The following is a 15,967-nucleotide window of genomic DNA, read 5'->3' on the forward strand; positions in this document are numbered from 1 at the left end:
GGTCCTCCGATGATCGAACTGTTCACCGCCGACACCCCGAACGGGATCAAGATCCCGATCGCCCTTGAGGAGCTCGGCGCGCCGTACGTGGTGCGCATGATGAAGCTCGGGAGTCCGGAGCTGCGCTCGCCCGAGTTCGCGCAGGTCAATCCGAACGGAAAGATTCCGGCCATCCGCGACCACAGCAGCGACGGGGGCCCGCCGATCACGGCCTTCGAGTCCGGCGCGATCCTGCTCCACCTCGCCGAGACCTTCGGCGGGCTGCTGGGCGCGACGCCGCAGGCGAGGGCCCAGACGCTGAGCTGGCTGTTCCTGCAGGTGGCTGGCCTGGGGCCGGCGCTGGGCAATGCGGGGCACTTCCGCGGCCTCCGCGCTCCCGACCCCTACGCGACCAAACGGTTCCAGGGCGAGGCGGCGCGCCTGCTCGGGCTCCTGGAGCAGCGGCTTCGCGACAGCGCCTGGCTGAACGGCGAGAGCTATTCGGTCGCCGACATCGCCCACTTCGGCTGGGTGCGCCGGATGGGCTACGGCGGCTTCGCGTTGAGCGACTTCCCTGCGCTCTCGGCCTGGGTCGATCGCATCGAGGCGCGTCCCGCCACGTCCCGCGCGATCAGGAGACTATCGCAGGGCGGCGACGCGCCCCTGCCGGCGCCGACCAACGCGAGCGCGGTCACACCGTCGGGCGCGACCTAGATGTGCCACGACTTCGCCTTGGACCTTGGCGCCGGCGTCCGTCGGTGCATGTACTGCTGGGCCGTCGAGGCGTTCGCGCGCCCGGTGGAATGCCCCGATCGGGCGGACAAGACCAAGTCGCGGGAGGGCGCGACCCCAGAGCCATCGCCCCTTCGGCCCGGACGTCAGGTCCACATCAACCCAGCCTGAGCGCCGCCCGGCGCTCCAGACGGAGCCGCAGAATGTCACCTCTCGTCCGGGTCCGGTTCGCGATCTTCATCGTCGCCGTCCTGGCGCTGCCCGCCGTGCTGATGGCCCAGAGCGATCCTCAGCGCGTCGAGCTGGGCAAGCTCGCGATGATCCTGTCGCCGGCCGTGGCGGGCCTCCTGCTGAACTGGGGAGTCGGCGGCGCGAAGGGCCCGCGGCGCTGGGGCTGGGTTGCGGCCGCAGCGGGCGTGACGCTGGCCATCGCGGGCGGCGCCCTCGCCGTGGCCTTCCTGGCGGGCGCCGCGCGCTTCAGTCCGACCGGCGTCACAGGCACGAGCCTGCTGGCCGTCGTCGGCGTCTCGACCCTGACCAGCGTCCTCGAGGAGCTGGGGTGGGCCGGCGGCGGCCTCGCCCTGGCCGATCGCGCGCTCTGTCCCCGCTGGGGCGTCGCGGTCCTGGGCGTGGTGTGGGCGGCCTGGCACCTCGTTCCGGTGGTCTTCGGCGTCGGGCTCTTCCCCTATCTCGAGCAGGGGCCCCCCGGCATGATCGCGGCGTTCATCGCCGCGTGCGTCGTCTACCGCTTCCTGCTCACAGACCTGCGCCGCAGGGCCGGCACCTGGCTGGCCGCCGCAGCAGGACACGCGGCGCCCAACATCCTCCTGGCCGGGCTCATGGCCGCCGGGGTGGGCGGCTTCGAGTCGGGCGCCTGGGGCTACTTCCCGGCGCCGGGCGGGCTGGTCTTCCCGCTGCTCGCGCTCGCGGCCCTCGTCGCCCTGCAGGCGCGTCGGTCCAGCCCCTCGTAGGCGCTCCTGGCGGGCTTCGCGGCCTTGGCCTCAAGTGTAACCTCCGTTACATTTGGCGCATGACGCCCGCCCATCGCGCGCTCGCCGCCGACATTCTCGCCCGGTCCGCTTGGCTGGCCCAGGGCGGCCCGGCGCTGGCCGACCTGTTCCTGGCGCACGGCCGCTTCGTGCCGCTCGCCGCCGGCCAGTGGGCGCACGGCGAGGGCGACGACGAGACCGGCGTGCTGGTCGTGCTGAAGGGGGCGCTCCGCCTCTACTGCAAGGCGCCCGGCGACCGCGAGGTGCTGTTCAGCCAGGCAGGCGCCGGCGCGGCCCTGGGCCAGACCGCCCGCTTCGGCGGCGGCCCACGGCTGGTCACCGCCATCGCCGCCGAGGACGCCCTGATCCTCCAGGTCTCGGACCGTGCGCTGAGCCGCATCGCCCAGGACGAGCCGCGCCTGTGGGAGGCGGTCTCGGCGCTGCTTTACCTCCAGCTCCGCAATCTGCTCGAGATGCTGGGCGACCACGCCGCGCTGCCGCCGCGCCAACGGCTGGCGCGCCGCCTGGCCCAGCTCGCTGGCGCCTCGCCCCAGTCTGTCCTGCGTATCACCCAGGAGACGCTGGGCGAGATGGTCGGCCTCACCCGCAAGACCGCCAACCTCCACCTGGCCGCCCTCGAACGCGACGGCCTCATCCGCCGCGCCTACGGCGGCCTCGCCATCACCGACCCCGCCGGCCTGCGCCGCGTGGCCGGAGGGTGAGCCCGGCTCTACCCGGCGCTTGGGCCTGGCATTGGAGACCGGTGGCGCAGGAGACGAGCCATCCGGATCAACAGCTGCTCGTCCTTGAACGGCTTCGACAGATAGTCTCGGGCCCCGAGGGATACAGCCAGCTTCACGTCCTCCGGCCGGTTCCGCGCAGTCAGGACCAGGGTGGCGGTCGACTTGATAAAGCCGGTGGCCTTCATGTGCTCCAGCACGCCGAAGCCGTCGAGGCCCGGCATGTTGATATCCAGCACCATGGCGGTCGGCCGAATGTCCCGCAGCCGCTCTACCGCGGCCAGGCCGTCCCGGGCGCTGTAGGTGGTGCACCCGGCCAGTGACAGCCGGGTCGTTACGAGGTCGAGCACCATGGGGTCGTCATCGACCACCAGGACACGGGCCCGGTGCGAGTCAAGCTGCAGCACGTGACGCCTCCCCTGAACAACCGAAGATGGCCGCGTGGATCGCTGCGATGACGTCGGCCGGCACCATGGGCTTGGCGACCATCCCGTCGAAGCCATCCAGGTCCTGCTTCAGGAACGACTCGGACCCTGCGGTGAACGCCAGCACGGGAACCGACTGGTTCGGACCGTCGGAAGCCCTCAGACGGTTGAGCACTTCCGGCCCGTTCATCTCCGGCATTCTCATGTCCAGCAGGATGGCGTCGACCGGCAGCTGGGCCGCCAGGACAAGGCCTTCGCTCGCTGACGCAGCGGCGCTGATCTCGGCTCCGGATGGCTCCAGGATCGCGCGCGCGAGTTCGCGATTGGCGGGATTGTCGTCAATGACGAGCACCCGGATCCCGTCGAGCGCAGCGCGACCTGCGACGTCGGCGACGTCGAGCCCGTCGGTGACCTCCGCGGCGACGGCCGGAATGCGGACATGGAACGTCGAACCTCGCTCCGGTTCGCTCGAGACCGAAATGCCTCCGCCCATGACCTCCGCAAGGCCTTGGCTGATGGCCAGGCCCAGTCCCGTTCCACCATGTCGACGGGTCGATGACCCGTCCACCTGTGAGAATCTCTGGAAGAGCTTGCGCGTCTGGTCCGGAGTCATGCCTGGGCCGGTATCCTCGACCCAGATGTCCACGGTCTCGCCGGCGGCATCGTAGCCGGCCGTCAGACGCACATGGCCCTCGTCGGTGAACTTCACCGCATTGCCGATCACGTTCAGCAGGATCTGGCGCAGCTTGTCGGGATCGAGAAGCACGCCGCTGGGCAACTCGTCGGCGATTGCGAAGTCGAGCTCGATACCCTTTGCATCGGCCTGCGGCGCAAACATCAGCAGGGCGTCTCGGAGCAGACTTGAGACGTCCACGGCCTTAGGCGAGAGGACGACCTGGCCGGCCTCGAGCTTCGAGAAGTCGAGAATGTCGTTGACGAGCGCAAGCAAGGCCTGGCCGGCGGTCTTCAGCCGAGACACATACGTCCGGGACTGAAGCTCGAGCTCGGGCCGTTCCGCAAGCAACGTCGTGTAACCCAGGACCGCCGTCAGGGGGGTGCGGATTTCGTGGCTCATGTTGGCCATGAAATCCGTCTTGACCTGCGCTGCCGCCTCGGCCGCGTCACGGGCCGCCTCCAGAGCCAGTGCGGTTTCGCGTTCGGCGGTCACGTCCCTGAGCACGTTGACGATTTCTATGACCTGGCCGTCCGGGCCTCTGATCGCGGTGGGGTTCCCCTGCACCCAGATCCAATGGCCCTCCTTGTGGCGAACTCGATGTTCCCGCGTGCTTCCCGGCGGGTCCGGGAGCCCGGCGAACCGCGCCGCGCGCAGAGCCTGGAGGTTCGCCACATCGTCAGGATGCACCAGGTCGACTGCGAATGTGCCGACGAGTTCTTCCGGCTCATACCCATACTGACGGCAACTCGGTGACACCCAGGTGAGGCCCCGTCCCGGCTCGATACGCATGACCAGGTCGGCGGACTGCTCCATCAGGAAGTTCAGGCGCGCCTCGTTGGTGCGAAGCCGATCATCGGCGAGCTTCAGGTCCGTGACGTCGATGAAGGTGCCGACCAGCGACCGCACGGCGCCGGTTTCGTCGAAGACGCAGCTTCCCCGCGCGGCCACATGGCGGGTTTCGCCATCGGGGCGGATGATCCGCGCATCGAGCGCGTAAGCTTCTCCGTGGGACACCGCCCGTCGGACAAGCCCGGCCAGCACTTCGGCGTCGTCCGGATGGTACAGCGAGAGCACGCCGGCAAGGTCCGGTGGCGGCGACCGTGGGTCGTTGCCGTGTATGCGATGGACCACGGGCGACCAGAATGTGGTGTCGCTCGTCGCATCCCATGACCAGTGCCCGACCCCGGCCATCTCTTCGGCCTGGGCCAACAGGGCGCGATCATTGGCCTGCGCCCGTTCGAGCGACATGTAATTCGCGATGCTGCGGCGCATCATCAGCGCATCCGTGACCGCGCTCGCCATCGCCGCCAGCTGGTTGCGTTGCACCTCGTCGAAGGAGGCCCGCGGCTGCAGGTCGATGATGCAAAGCGTGCCCAGTTTGTGGCCATTCGGGGTGACCAGCGGCGCGCCGGCGTAAAACCGGATCCCGAGGTCGCCGGTGACCAGCGGATTGTCGGCGAAACGCGGGTCGCGCGTCGCGTCGACCACCACCATGACGTCCGTGTGGCGAATGGCATGGTCGCAGAAGGCAACCTCGCGGGAGGTCTCGCGGACGTCCAGGCCCACGCAGGATTTGAACCATTGGCGGTCGGTGTCGATCAGCGATACGAGCGCGATCGGCGTCTGGAACGTGAGCGCCGCCAGCCGGGTCAGACTATCGAAGATGGCTTCCGGCGGCGTGTCGAGGACGTCCAGGTCATGCAGGGCCGCTAGCCGCGCGCGTTCCGGTTCTGCAAACACCTATTCCCTCCAAGCCACTTGGCTGCGAGCCTGACTCATCATGTGAAACGGGCGGTTAACGCCGATCGCGTTCGATCCCGCCCCCTTGCGCCTCGCCGCCCAAATGGGCACCTCCAGCGGATGAAGCTGTTCGCCAAGCGCCCGTCCACCGCCGCCCTCAGCCTGGCCGCCGCGCTGGCCGCCGGCTTCGGCGTCTCGGCGGCGCTGCAATTGCGCGCGCCCGACGGCGTGCAGCTCACCGCGACGCCCGTGGTCCAGGACGCCCTGAGCGACCCCGGCACGCCCGCCTTCGGGGCCCAGCGGCCCGAGGTCACCATCGTGGTCTTCACCGACTACCAGTGCGGGGTCTGCAAGGCGACCGACGGGGCGCTCCTGCGCCTCCTGGAGACCGACCCCACCGTCCGCGTCGTGTTCAAGGACTGGCCCATCCGGGGGCCCGGCTCCGAGATCGCCGCCCGCACGGCGCTGGCCGCCCACCGCCAGGGCCGCTACCTCGAGGTCCACAAGGCGCTGATGTCCGCCAAGGGCGCGCTCACCGCCGAGCGCGTCGAGGCCATCGCCCGCGATGCCGGCGTCGACCTCAAGCTTGCGCGCCGGCATGCCCGCCAGATCGACGAACAGATCGTCCGCCACAATCTGCAGGCCTTCGGCCTGGGTCTCCAGGGCACGCCCGGCTACGTGGTCGGCCGCTTCCTGGTGCCCGGCGGCCTCGACGAGCGCAACCTCGCCAAGGTCGTCGAACGCGCCCGCAAGGCCGGCCCCCCCGCGCCGCCGGCCGCCTAGAGCGCAGTGGCTTTCGCTGCGGCCCACTGTCAAGCTGACGATGAACTACGCCGGCGCCCCGCCGTTGCGGTTGCCGAGCGTCCAGGAGTTCCGCCATGTCCACGCGTCTGATCTTCCTCGTCGCCGTGGCGGTCGTGTCCCTCGCGGGCCTGTCGCTGGCGGCCTGCAAGACGCCGATCCCGCCCCGCGATCCGGACTCGACCCGGCCGACGCTGCCCAAGCCGAAGGTCAGCAACATGCCCACGCCCGCCGAGCGATAGCCGATCAGGCCGCGCCCCGCCGCGTCGCGACGGCCCAGAACACCACCCCGCCCAACGCCCCGGCCGCCACCGCGCCGACCGGGACGAACAGGGCGCCCACCAGGTCGTGCGGGCCGGTCACCCGGCTGATCGAGGGGAGCATCATCAACAGCGGTGGCGCGCCGCCGATCACCGCGCCCGCCGCCGCGCAGCGCCCCGCGGTCGCGCGCAGCCGATGGCGGATCGCGAACCACAGCGGCACGCCCAGCATCAGGGTGGCCGGCCCCGCGAACAGCACCGACCCGAACACCGCGATCGCAACGCCCGCCTGCGGGTCGCCCGCGACGGCCGCCATCGCCACCGCCAGCGCCAGCACCGCGGCCAGCGGCGCCGCCACGAACGCCGCCGCCAGCCGCCGTCCCGAGGGCTGCGGGAGGGTCCCGCTCACTTCCCCTGGAAGACCGGCTTGCGCTTCTCCAGGAACGCGCGCCGCGCCTCCTGGCCGTCCTCGCTGCCGAACGCCTTGCGGATGTTGCTCACCTCCAGGCGCAGCTGCCCCTCCATGTCGGTGCTCTCGTAGCTCTTCACGATGCCCCGCTTCAGCAGCCGCAGCGTGATCGGCGACCAGGCGCACAGCTCCTGGCAATAGGCCGCCAGCCGCTCGCCGAACGCCGCGTCGTCCACGACCTCGCCGGCCATGCCCCACGCCACCGCCTCGTCGCCGTTCAGCGTGCGGTTCTCCATCATGAAGCGCATGGCCCGCTCATAGCCCATGGCCTGGGGCAGGGTGATCGTCAGGCCCGCGTCGGGCGATCCGCCGATCCGCGTGTAGCCGGCCATCAGCCGCGCGCTCTTCGCCACCAGCCGCACGTCGGTGGCCATGGCCAGGCCCAGGCCCGCGCCCACCGCCACGCCGTTCACCCCGCCCACCACCGGCTTGTCGCAGCGCTTGCGGATCGACAGCAGGAAGTTGCCCACCCAGCCGATGTCGTCCAGCTGGGCGTTCTGGGGCGAGTAGGGGGAATAGGGCTCTGCCCCCGGCGACAGGTCCAGGCCCGCGCAGAACGCATCGCCCGAGCCGGTGATCGCCACCACCCAGACGTTGTCGTCCAGCGCCGCGGCGTCCACCGCCTCGACGATGCCCCACGCCAGGGCCTGGCTGAGCGCGTTCTTCTTCTCGGGCCGGTTCAGCGTGATTGTGCGGACGTGGCCGACGTCCGACGTGGTGACGAGTGCGCTCATGGTCTCCCCCGGGATCCTGTTGTTGTCGCCAGCATAGGCGCCCCGGCGCGGGCGGGAAGGGGCCCCGGCGCCTCGAAACCGGGCGCGCGCGCCGAAATGACCGCCTGTCGCGCCCGAACAGCCGCTGACGCTCGGCAACCCTTCATAAACCGTGTTCACCCTAACCGGGCTTGTCGCGCGTCGCGCCCCCGCGTCGGCGCCGGCGATCGAACAAGAAGGACGCCCGACATGAAGCGCCTCTCCCCCCACATCGTCGTCACCCTGGCCGCCCTGGCCCTCACCGGCTGCCAGCAAAAGACCCCCGCGCCCGCCGCCGAAGCCGCCGCACCGGTCGACCCCCACGTCGCCACCGCCGTCACCGAGGTCCGCTCGGCGGTCATCGACCCGGCCACCGGCAAGGCCCGCGACGCCGGCGCGGTCTTCGCCCCGCAGGATCCGGCCGCCGCGCCGCTGCCCAGCGGAAACCTCGGCGACGCCAACGCCCTGCAGCGCAACCTGCAGCCCCGCGCCCCCGGCGATCCGGCGAAGTAGCGCCCACGAAAAAGCCCCGCGGGCGACGCCGGCGGGGCTTCTCCAGATCGCTCGGGAGCGGCCGCGCCTACTTCGGCGCGGGCGCCTACGGCTATGAGGCTGCGGCTCAGCGCTACGTTCGACAAGTCGGCGGCCGAAGCTGGTCGATCGACGGTGGCCGCGGCGCCGGCCGCATCCGACGTCGCGTCGAGCACGTCGCCGACAAGCGCGGCGTTGTCGCGGCGGCGGCGTTGGCGCTGGCGGCGGCGTCCTGGGCCGCGGCCGTGGCGGCGGCGTCGGGCGTCGTGTCTTCGACCTTCTGCTGGCAGGCGCTCATCGAAAGCGCCGCGGCCCCGCAGGCCGCCAGAATGGCAATGCGCATTGGTTCTCTTCCCCGTATTTCCACGTACTGAGCCGCCCGCCGCAAAGGCTTGCGCCGTGGCCCCGTACGCTCAACGCGCCGGGGGGCCGGGCGTTCCCTCGGAGCTCGCCCCGGCCGCGGCCTCCGCCTGCCGCGCGGCGGACAGCATGCTGGTCATCGCGTAGTTCCCTTCGTGGCAGGCGTACTCGAACATCGGCCCCGCCGCCGTCTGCATCACCATCTCGCCCTGCCACGGCATGACGAACCGCGCCGGGTTGCGCACCGTGAACGCATAGTGGAGCCGGGTCGGGCCCAGCCGCGTCAGCCGTTCGGTCACCACCATGTCGGCCGCCGGGTCGCCGCCCGGCGGCGCGTCCACCTCCAGCGGCGTGAAGTTGGTGGTCTCGATCACCAGCGTCGCGCCCTCCCACCGCCCGATGGAGTCGCCCAGCCAGCGGCGCACCGTCGGCGGCGGGTGCCTGGCCCCGGGCTCCAGCCGCACGATCCGCAGGTCGCTGAAGTACTCGGCGTGGATCACCAGCGCCTCGCGCGTCTGCAGAAACGTGTAGTTGTTGTTGTACACCCCGTTCAGCATCGGCGGCCCCGCCGCCGCCCCCGGCAGGCAGCGGTCGGTCCGGCCCCGCTCCTCGGGGTTGTTCGTCGGCCCCTTGCGCCCGGCCATCCGCGCCGTGTTCACCGCCTTGGCCGCCGCGTTGAACGGCAGCTTGCCGTCGGCCGGCGAGACGATCCACGAGGTCCGCGCCTGTCCGCGCACCCGCCCCAGCCCGTGGTCCAACTCCCACCATTCGGAGTCGGCGCCGCCCACGTCGTCCTCGATCTCGGGCGGCTTGCCCCGCCGCTTCGCCTCATAGGCCGCCGCCTCGGCCTCGGTCAGCACCAGGGCCTTCAGGTCCTTGGGCCGCTCCAGCGTGGTCAGCGACCCGTTGCTCCACAGCCCGCTCAGGTCGGGCGGCGGCGGCCCGGCGCGCGCGCCCCCGGCCAGCGCCAGCGCGGCGGCCACAGCGATCACCACCCGATGTCCCAAGACGTCTCACCCCCGCGGCCCGCCGACCGGGCGCCCCGGCTTCAGGCTAGAGCATATCGCCGGTACGGGAAGGCCCCCGCGGCAGCCGCCGGTACAGTTTCGGCCGCAGCCGCCCGCGCCGCCCGTCGATCGCCCGCAGCGCCGCGTTCGCCGCCGGGATGCCGGTGACGCCCACCTCGGCGATCGCGTCGTCCCGGTCCAGCTCCAGCCGGAAGTCGCGGAAGTCGCACGCGATCACGAACGCCAGCCGAAACCCCGGACATTTCCGCACCCGCGAGTAGACCATCTTGGATGACGGCGCCCCCGGCTCGGCCACCGCCTCGCTCACCGAGGCCCCGTCCCGCACCGCATCCAGGAACCGCCCCAGCGCCTCCGCCGACGCCTGCTCCCGCTGCCCCGCCCCGTTCCGCCGCCGCCCCCGAACCCGCCGCCGCGCGTCGGCCAGCCGCTGCCGCTCCCGCGCCAGCCCGGCCCGCGCCTCCGCCACCGCCGCCCCGAACGCGGGCACGACCTGCATCCAGCGGAACACGGTGCAGTACGCCGGCATCCGCGGATCGGCGGTGATCGCCTTTATCGTCTCCCCGTCCTGGATCCGCGCGACGATCAACTCCCCCATCTCCCAGGTGAACGCGCTGTCCCGATGTCCCGACCGCTTGTCCATCGGCGGGATCGGCCACTTGCGGGCAGGGGAGTGGAGGGGAAAGCGCTGGATCATGCCGGCAGGGTAGCGGGGCGGTGCGTCAGATCCGGTCGCAAGGGCGCCCGAAGGGCCTCCTCTCCCGGCCGCGGCAGCGGCGAGGGAGAGGCCGGGAGAGGGCGGCGCGGCGCTTAGGCCTACACGGCGTTGGACCCGGTCGCACCCGGCCCTCGGGTACAATGCCCCGCAAACGGGACGGCCAGCGCCGCCCTCTCCCGACCTCTCCCACGGCGCTGCCGCGCCTGGGAGAGGAGGAATCCGCGATTGGGTGACGGCGCGCGCGAACGCCGCTAAGCTTCCCGGCAAGATGGATGCTGGTATCTTCCTTGGGGTACTGAATTGCGCCCTTGCACTCGTGGGCGCGCTTGCTGATGTCCCGCGCGCGGCAAAGGTAATGAGCACCATCTTGGTTTTAAAAAACTCGCAAATGCTGCTTGACTTCGAAGGGACCCTTTTCAGTCTAAGGGAAAGCCGCTGAACTCCGCGACGGCGAGCACCCTTACAGGGTGCCTCCCGCCCTTAAATCCCATGGTTGATTGCGAGCCTACGGGCTGAGCCGTGTCAAGGATCGCGCCTCCAGCGCGACCGCGCGTCGCGGCGACGCCTGCGGCGTCGTCCTTGAGACGGCTCAGCCCGTAGGCAAACTCTGTCCATGGGTTTCAGGGCACGGTGTGGGCGCTTGACCCAACCCTCATATGTTCCTCATATGTTCCTTACCTCCCCCGCAAAGCGGCGGGAGGGGGACCATCGGCCGAAGCCGGCGCAAGCCGGCTGTAGAGCGGATGGTGGAGGGGGCGAACGGCCAGCAGGGCATGCGACGCAGACTGATCACCACGCGCGCCCGAACGATGCGCAGGGCGATGACGGAACCCGAGGTGATCCTCTGGAGCCGCCTGCGCGGCCGGAGCGACGACAAGCCCACGTTCCGCCGCCAGCACCCCTTCGCGAACATCATCCTCGACTTCTACTGCCCGTCCGCCGCGCTCGCGGTCGAGATCGACGGCAGAACCCACTGGCACGACGAAGCCCAGGCCAAGGACGACGCCCGGGACTTCTGGCTGAAGCAACAGGGCGTCGACGTCCTGAGGATCCCGGCGTCGAGCGTCTACCACGACCTCGATAACGTCGTGGACGGCATCCTCCGCCGGGCGGCTGCACGCCAGCAGATGCGGCTCGCCCCCTCCACCAACCGCTCTTCGCTACGCTCGGCGGCCGGTCCCCCTCCCGCCGCTCCGCGGGGGAGGTAAGAAGACCCCCTCGGCGTCTCGACGACCGGCTTCCGCAATCTTAGTGAGCTTCGTTGATCAAACTGCCGGAGCCCAGCCCCGCTCGACCGCGATTGAGGGGGAGCCGCCGACCCCGACGCAGGCGCGCCCGTCCGCCTCGGCCGCGCTCCAATGATAGCCTAGGTCGCCTTCAAACGAGCACCAGACGAACCACCCCCGGCGAACTCGGATATCGGTGTATCCGACCGCCGCGAGTTCGAGGCGCACTTGGTCAGCACCCTGAGGCCCGACGACCAACTCCAAGCCGACGAGGAGCCCGCCAATAGCCAAGAGCAACAGGACCGCGCCTAGGATCCGGGGGCTCAGCTTTCGCGGACGCCTACTCGGACCGATACTCTCGTTCGGTTGAGGTCTGAGGCGCACGATACTCTCTCGACCGGTCCTTCCACGGCGCAGCATGGCCGTGGTGCGAGCCAACGGCAACGGTTGTCCCGCCGCTCCGCGGGGGAGGTAAAGACTCCTCTCCCGCGTCTTACCTCCCCCGCGAAGCGGCGGGAGGGGGACCATCGGCCGAAGAGCCGATGGTGGAGGGGGCGGGCGGCGGGCAGCGCGTTTACCTCCCAAACGAAAACCCCGCCGGCCTCTCGACCGACGGGGCTCCGTCAATTCCGTAGCTCACCGGCCCGCTTACGCGGGCCGCTCAGCCGCCAATCAATACCCCTGGATCTTCGCGTACCGATCCCGGTGGAACGCCTGGTTCCCGAACGCCGCTTCCGCCGCCCGCGCGCGCTTCAGGTAGAAGCCCGCGTCATGCGCGTCGGTCATGCCGATGCCGCCGTGCATCTGCACCATCTCGTTCGAGATCAGATGGAACGTGTCGCCCATCTTCGCCTTCGAGAGCGAAACCAGTTCCGGCACGTCGGGCGCATCGTTGTCGATCGCGGTCAGCGCGGCTTCCACGGCCGAGCGGGCCAGTTCCAGCTCGGTGAACATCTTGGCCGCCCGGTGCTGCAGCGCCTGGAACGAACCGATCACCTGGCCGAACTGCACGCGGGTCTTCAGGTAGTCGAGGGTGACCTCGAACGCCTGGGTGGCCGCGCCCAGCATCTCGGCGGCGATGCCGGCCCGCGCGCGGTCCAGCACCTTTTCCAGCAGCGCCGCGCCGCCGGTCAGCTTCTCGGCCGCCGCGCCGTTGAACTCGACGTTCGCCGCGCCGCGGCTGTCGGCCAGGCTCAGCTTGCTGCGCGTCACGCCGGCGTCGTCGGCCTTCACGAGGTAGAGCTCGATCTGGCCGCCTTCCTTGGCCGACACGACGAACACGTTGGCCGCCATGCCTTCCAGCACGAACACCTTCTTGCCGGTCAGCTTGCCGCCGGAGACGGTGGCCTCGACCTTCTCGGGCTTGTGGTGCGGGCCTTCGTCGACGGCCAGCGCCGCCACGACCGAGCCGTCGGCGATCTTCGGCAGCCACTCGCCCTTCTGGCTCTCGGAACCGCCCAGGATCAGCGCCGAGGCGGCGCCGAGGCCCGAGGCGATCAGCGGCGAGGCGGTCAGCGTGCGGCCCAGCTCCTCGAGCACGAGGCCCAGGCTCAGGTAGCCGAAGTTCGAGCCGCCGTATTCCTCGGGGATGATCACCCCGGCCCAGCCCATCTCGGCCATCTCGTTCCAGGCGGCGACGTCGTAGCCGACCTCGACCCCGCTATCGCGCATCTTCCGGAACGCCGTGACCGGGGACTTCTCCTGCACCCAGCTCTTGGCCGCGTCGCGCAGCATGCTCTGTTCTTCGGTAAGAACGGCCATTCTCAAATTCCTCTCAAATCTTCAATTTCAAATCTAATCCGATGACCCCCTAGCGTGTCATCCCGGTTTCGCCGCAGGCGAAGACCGGGACCCACGAACCGCGAGGCGGCTGGATCCCGGACAGCCCGCTTCGCGGCCTTCCGGGATGACACCTACGGTGTCAGTTCGCTTGCGTAAGGTCAGGCAAGCCCAGGATGCGCTTGCTCACGATGTTCGACTGAACTTCCTGGCTGCCGCCGAAGATCGTGAACGCCTTGCCGAACAGCCAGCCGCGCACGGCTTCCAGCTCCTCGCGCTTGAAGGCCTCGCCCTCCCAGCCCAGGCCCTGGTGGCCCATGATCTCCAGAGCCATCTCGTGACGCTCCTGGATCAGCTGGGTGCCGGCGTTCTTCATGATCGACGTCGCCGACGAGGGGCCCGAGTTGCCCTTGGCCTCCATCATCGCGCGCACGGCGGTCTGCTGGAAGGCGCGCCAGTTCATGGCGTTGGTCACCAGCCGCGTGCGCAGGTCCTGGTCGTCCAGGCGGCCCTGGTCGTCCAGGCCGACGTATTCCTTGGCCAGCTGCTCCAGCGGCTTGCCGCCCGAGCCCAGCCCGCCGCCGGCGCCCGTGAGGCCCGAACGTTCATGCTGCAGCAGGCGCTTGGCGATGGTCCAGCCGCCGTTCAGCGGGCCGACCAGGTCCTTCTTGAGCGCGATGGCGTCGGTAAAGAACGTCTCGCAGAAAGGTGAAGAGCCGGCGATCAGAGGAATCGGCCGCACTTCCACGCCCGGCTGATGCATCGTGAACAGCACGAACGAGATGCCCTCGTGCTTCTTCGAAGTATCCGTCCGCACGAGACAGAAGCACCAGTCGGCCCATTGCGCGCCGCTCGTCCAGATCTTTTGGCCGTTGATGACGAAATGGTCACCTTTATCTTCGGCCTTAGTCTGAAGACTTGCCAGGTCGCTGCCCGCGCCCGGTTCCGAGAAGCCCTGGCACCACGCGATCTCGCCGCGGCAGATCGGCGGGATGTGCTCCAGCTTCTGCGCCTCGGTGCCGTATTCCAGCAGCGTGGGGCCGAACATCATCACGCCCATGCCGCCGATCGGGTTGTAGGCGCCGGCCCGGGCGAACTCGCCCTGCACGATGCGCGCCTCGGCGCCCGACAGGCCGCCGCCGCCATAGGCCTTGGGCCACGTGGGCGTGCCCCAGCCCTTCTCGCCCACCGCCTTGCGCCAGGCTTCCTGCTCGGGCGTGGGGTCGCTGCCGCGCTCCTCGCGCGCCATCGGGTTGGGCTTGCCCTTGAGCGCGGCGGGGAAATTCGCCTCAACCCAGCTGCGGACCTCCTTGCGGAAGCCCTCCAGATCCGTGCCGCCAAAATCGGCCATTCTCAAAATTCCTTCGTGTTCAATATTTCGAACGTCATCCCCGGGCTTGTCCCGGAGACCCAGAAGCGCCGGCGCCGCAGGTAATTCCCGAACGTCGGCGTATCTGGGTGGCCGGGACAGGCCCGGCCATGACGCGTTTCAAGGGTTGGGAGATTACCTCGACTGTGTCGCCTCGGGCAGCCCCAGAATCCGCTTCGAGATGATGTTCAGCTGCACTTCCCACGACCCGCCCGCGATGGTGCCGCTTTTCCCGCGCAGCCACGCCCGTGTCGCGCCCAGCGCCGCGGGGTCGAACGCCTCGCCCTCCCAGCCCAGGCCCTGGCTGCCCAGCAGCTCGACGGCCAGCTCGGCCTTGTCCTGACGCACCTTCGAGCCGACGTTCTTCAGCACCGACGTCGCCGCCGACGGCCCCGAGTTCGACCGCGCCTCGTCGGCCGCGCGGCGCCCCGTCAGCTGGAACGCGCGCTCTTCCATCAGGTGCTCGGTGAGGCGCCGGCGCAGGTCGGGATCGGCCAGCCGCCCGTCGTCCTCGACGCCCACATGCTGCTTGGCCCAGGCGATCACGCCCGGCCCCGGCAGCACGCCCGGCGCGCCCGCGTTGTTGGCCCCGGAAATCCCCTGCCGCTCGTGCTGCAGCAGCCGCTTGGCGATGGTCCAGCCGCCGTTCAGCGGCCCCACCAGGTTCTCCTTGGGCACCTTCACGTTCGTGAAGAAGGTCTCGCAGAAGGGCGTCGTCCCGTTGATCAGCAGGATCGGCCGGGGCTCGACGCCCGGGCTCTTCATGTCGATCAGCAGGAAGCTGATGCCCTCGTGCTTCTTGGTGTTGTCGGTCCGCACCAGGCAGAAGCACCAGTCGGCGGTGTGCGCGCCGCTGGTCCACACCTTCCCGCCGTCGACGACATAGTGGTCGCCCGCATCCACGGCCTTGGTCTGCAGGCTGGCGAGGTCCGACCCGGCGTTGGGTTCCGAGAACCCCTGGCACCAGCGCAGCTCGCCCTTCACGATCGGCGGAATGTGGCGCTGCTTCTGCGCCTCGTTGCCGTATTCCAGCAGCGTCGGGCCGAACATCATCACGCCCATGCCGCCGATGGGGTTGTAGGCCCCGGCCGCGACCAGCTCCTCGGCGATCACGCGCGCCTCGGCCTTGCCCAAGCCCCCGCCGCCGTACGCCGTCGGCCAGGTGGGCGTGCCCCAGCCCTTCTCGCCCATCGCCTTGCGCCAGGCGTCCTGGTCCGGCGTCAGCTCGCGCCCCTCAGGCGCGGCCTTGCCCTTCAGCGACGCCGGAAAGTTCGCCGCGATCCAGGCGCGCGCCTCGACGCGGAAGGCGGTCAGGTCACCGCCGCCGAAGTCAGCCATGTCTTCCCACCCTTCCTTTTCTTACCGTCATCCCGGCCGCAGCGAAGCGGAGAGCCGG

General features: G+C 70.2%; 17 protein-coding genes. 7 read left to right on the forward strand and 10 right to left on the reverse strand.

From position 1 onward, the window contains the following. The first annotated feature begins 9 nt into the window (after positions 1–9). The 3 genes from ACQ66R_RS17925 to ACQ66R_RS17935 all read left to right on the forward strand — a co-directional run bounded on the left by ACQ66R_RS17925 (position 10) and on the right by ACQ66R_RS17935 (position 2,422). Positions 10–693: a glutathione S-transferase family protein gene (locus ACQ66R_RS17925; RefSeq protein ID WP_430424085.1), complete on the forward strand. Its 684-nt coding sequence runs from the start codon at positions 10–12 to the stop codon at positions 691–693. A gap of 221 nt (positions 694–914) precedes the next feature. Then, positions 915–1,682: a CPBP family glutamic-type intramembrane protease gene (locus ACQ66R_RS17930; RefSeq protein WP_430424087.1), complete on the forward strand. Its 768-nt coding sequence runs from the start codon at positions 915–917 to the stop codon at positions 1,680–1,682. A 59-nt stretch (positions 1,683–1,741) separates the two neighbouring features. Then, positions 1,742–2,422: a Crp/Fnr family transcriptional regulator gene (locus ACQ66R_RS17935; RefSeq protein WP_430424088.1), complete on the forward strand. Its 681-nt coding sequence runs from the start codon at positions 1,742–1,744 to the stop codon at positions 2,420–2,422. Between the two features lie 8 nt (positions 2,423–2,430). Here the strand turns inward: ACQ66R_RS17935 and ACQ66R_RS17940 are convergent, their stop codons facing one another. Both ACQ66R_RS17940 and ACQ66R_RS17945 read right to left on the reverse strand, forming a co-directional pair. Then, a complete protein-coding gene (locus ACQ66R_RS17940; RefSeq protein ID WP_430424090.1) occupies positions 2,431–2,847 on the reverse strand; it encodes a response regulator in 417 nt (138 codons plus the stop codon). Further along, the gene (locus tag ACQ66R_RS17945) at positions 2,834–5,281 is read right to left on the reverse strand and encodes an ATP-binding protein (RefSeq protein WP_430424092.1); all 2,448 of its coding nucleotides are present in this window, start codon (positions 5,279–5,281) and stop codon (positions 2,834–2,836) included. The genes ACQ66R_RS17940 and ACQ66R_RS17945 overlap by 14 nt, the downstream gene beginning before the upstream one ends. Positions 5,282–5,401: 120 nt before the next feature. Between ACQ66R_RS17945 and ACQ66R_RS17950 the strand changes: the two genes are divergently transcribed. Further along, the gene (locus ACQ66R_RS17950) at positions 5,402–6,064 is read left to right on the forward strand and encodes a DsbA family protein (protein WP_430424094.1); all 663 of its coding nucleotides are present in this window, start codon (positions 5,402–5,404) and stop codon (positions 6,062–6,064) included. Between the two features lie 95 nt (positions 6,065–6,159). Next, positions 6,160–6,324 (forward strand): hypothetical protein, encoded by a 165-nt coding sequence (locus ACQ66R_RS17955; RefSeq protein WP_430424096.1) that lies wholly within the window; start codon positions 6,160–6,162, stop codon positions 6,322–6,324. A gap of 4 nt (positions 6,325–6,328) precedes the next feature. Here ACQ66R_RS17955 and ACQ66R_RS17960 read toward each other — a convergent pair whose 3' ends face one another. Then, positions 6,329–6,751, reverse strand: coding sequence for a hypothetical protein (locus tag ACQ66R_RS17960; RefSeq protein WP_430424098.1), 423 nt, complete (start codon positions 6,749–6,751; stop codon positions 6,329–6,331). After that, positions 6,748–7,545 carry an enoyl-CoA hydratase/isomerase family protein gene (locus ACQ66R_RS17965; RefSeq protein ID WP_430424099.1) on the reverse strand — a complete coding sequence of 266 codons (798 nt, stop codon included), beginning with the start codon at positions 7,543–7,545 and terminating at the stop codon, positions 6,748–6,750. The genes ACQ66R_RS17960 and ACQ66R_RS17965 overlap by 4 nt, the downstream gene beginning before the upstream one ends. 228 nt (positions 7,546–7,773) lie before the next feature. Here ACQ66R_RS17965 and ACQ66R_RS17970 point away from each other — a divergent pair, with 228 nt between their 5' ends. After that, positions 7,774–8,076 (forward strand): hypothetical protein, encoded by a 303-nt coding sequence (locus ACQ66R_RS17970; RefSeq protein ID WP_430424101.1) that lies wholly within the window; start codon positions 7,774–7,776, stop codon positions 8,074–8,076. A gap of 112 nt (positions 8,077–8,188) precedes the next feature. Here ACQ66R_RS17970 and ACQ66R_RS17975 read toward each other — a convergent pair whose 3' ends face one another. From ACQ66R_RS17975 to ACQ66R_RS17985, 3 genes are all read right to left on the reverse strand, one after another. Next, entirely contained in the window at positions 8,189–8,437 is a 249-nt protein-coding gene (locus tag ACQ66R_RS17975) for a hypothetical protein (RefSeq protein WP_430424103.1), read from the reverse strand. 70 nt (positions 8,438–8,507) lie between these two features. Then, a complete protein-coding gene (locus ACQ66R_RS17980) occupies positions 8,508–9,446 on the reverse strand; it encodes a hypothetical protein (RefSeq protein WP_430424105.1) in 939 nt (312 codons plus the stop codon). Between the two features lie 61 nt (positions 9,447–9,507). Continuing rightward, positions 9,508–10,563, reverse strand: coding sequence for a hypothetical protein (locus ACQ66R_RS17985; RefSeq protein ID WP_430424107.1), 1,056 nt, complete (start codon positions 10,561–10,563; stop codon positions 9,508–9,510). A gap of 407 nt (positions 10,564–10,970) precedes the next feature. On the opposite strand from ACQ66R_RS17985, the gene ACQ66R_RS17990 reads away from it, so the two are divergent. Next, on the forward strand, positions 10,971–11,405 hold the full coding sequence (locus tag ACQ66R_RS17990; protein WP_430424109.1) for an endonuclease domain-containing protein: 435 nt from the start codon (positions 10,971–10,973) through the stop codon (positions 11,403–11,405). Between the two features lie 690 nt (positions 11,406–12,095). Here the strand turns inward: ACQ66R_RS17990 and ACQ66R_RS17995 are convergent. The 3 genes from ACQ66R_RS17995 to ACQ66R_RS18005 all read right to left on the reverse strand — a co-directional run bounded on the left by ACQ66R_RS17995 (position 12,096) and on the right by ACQ66R_RS18005 (position 15,909). Then, on the reverse strand, positions 12,096–13,184 hold the full coding sequence (locus tag ACQ66R_RS17995; RefSeq protein ID WP_430424111.1) for an acyl-CoA dehydrogenase family protein: 1,089 nt from the start codon (positions 13,182–13,184) through the stop codon (positions 12,096–12,098). A gap of 160 nt (positions 13,185–13,344) precedes the next feature. Beyond that, entirely contained in the window at positions 13,345–14,553 is a 1,209-nt protein-coding gene (locus ACQ66R_RS18000) for an acyl-CoA dehydrogenase family protein (protein WP_430424113.1), read from the reverse strand. Between the two features lie 153 nt (positions 14,554–14,706). Next, the gene (locus ACQ66R_RS18005; RefSeq protein ID WP_430424115.1) at positions 14,707–15,909 is read right to left on the reverse strand and encodes an acyl-CoA dehydrogenase family protein; all 1,203 of its coding nucleotides are present in this window, start codon (positions 15,907–15,909) and stop codon (positions 14,707–14,709) included. Positions 15,910–15,967: the final 58 nt, after the last annotated feature.

The organism is Phenylobacterium sp., from assembly GCF_965284355.1.
Lineage (GTDB): Bacteria > Pseudomonadota > Alphaproteobacteria > Caulobacterales > Caulobacteraceae > Phenylobacterium.

Excerpts from the sequence above, each read along its gene's own strand:
- ACQ66R_RS17995 (WP_430424111.1), bottom strand. The coding sequence starts at position 13,184 with ATGGCCGTTCTTACCGAAGAACAGAGCATGCTGCGCGACGCGGCCAAG.
- ACQ66R_RS18005 (WP_430424115.1), bottom strand. The coding sequence starts at position 15,909 with ATGGCTGACTTCGGCGGCGGTGACCTGACCGCCTTCCGCGTCGAGGCG.
- ACQ66R_RS18000 (WP_430424113.1), bottom strand. The coding sequence starts at position 14,553 with ATGGCCGATTTTGGCGGCACGGATCTGGAGGGCTTCCGCAAGGAGGTC.
- ACQ66R_RS17965 (WP_430424099.1), bottom strand. The coding sequence starts at position 7,545 with ATGAGCGCACTCGTCACCACGTCGGACGTCGGCCACGTCCGCACAATC.
- ACQ66R_RS17950 (WP_430424094.1), top strand. The coding sequence starts at position 5,402 with ATGAAGCTGTTCGCCAAGCGCCCGTCCACCGCCGCCCTCAGCCTGGCC.
- ACQ66R_RS17985 (WP_430424107.1), bottom strand. The coding sequence starts at position 10,563 with ATGGTGCTCATTACCTTTGCCGCGCGCGGGACATCAGCAAGCGCGCCC.
- ACQ66R_RS17975 (WP_430424103.1), bottom strand. The coding sequence starts at position 8,437 with ATGCGCATTGCCATTCTGGCGGCCTGCGGGGCCGCGGCGCTTTCGATG.
- ACQ66R_RS17925 (WP_430424085.1), top strand. The coding sequence starts at position 10 with ATGATCGAACTGTTCACCGCCGACACCCCGAACGGGATCAAGATCCCG.
- ACQ66R_RS17970 (WP_430424101.1), top strand. The coding sequence starts at position 7,774 with ATGAAGCGCCTCTCCCCCCACATCGTCGTCACCCTGGCCGCCCTGGCC.
- ACQ66R_RS17930 (WP_430424087.1), top strand. The coding sequence starts at position 915 with ATGTCACCTCTCGTCCGGGTCCGGTTCGCGATCTTCATCGTCGCCGTC.
- ACQ66R_RS17990 (WP_430424109.1), top strand. The coding sequence starts at position 10,971 with ATGCGACGCAGACTGATCACCACGCGCGCCCGAACGATGCGCAGGGCG.
- ACQ66R_RS17955 (WP_430424096.1), top strand. The coding sequence starts at position 6,160 with ATGTCCACGCGTCTGATCTTCCTCGTCGCCGTGGCGGTCGTGTCCCTC.
- ACQ66R_RS17935 (WP_430424088.1), top strand. The coding sequence starts at position 1,742 with ATGACGCCCGCCCATCGCGCGCTCGCCGCCGACATTCTCGCCCGGTCC.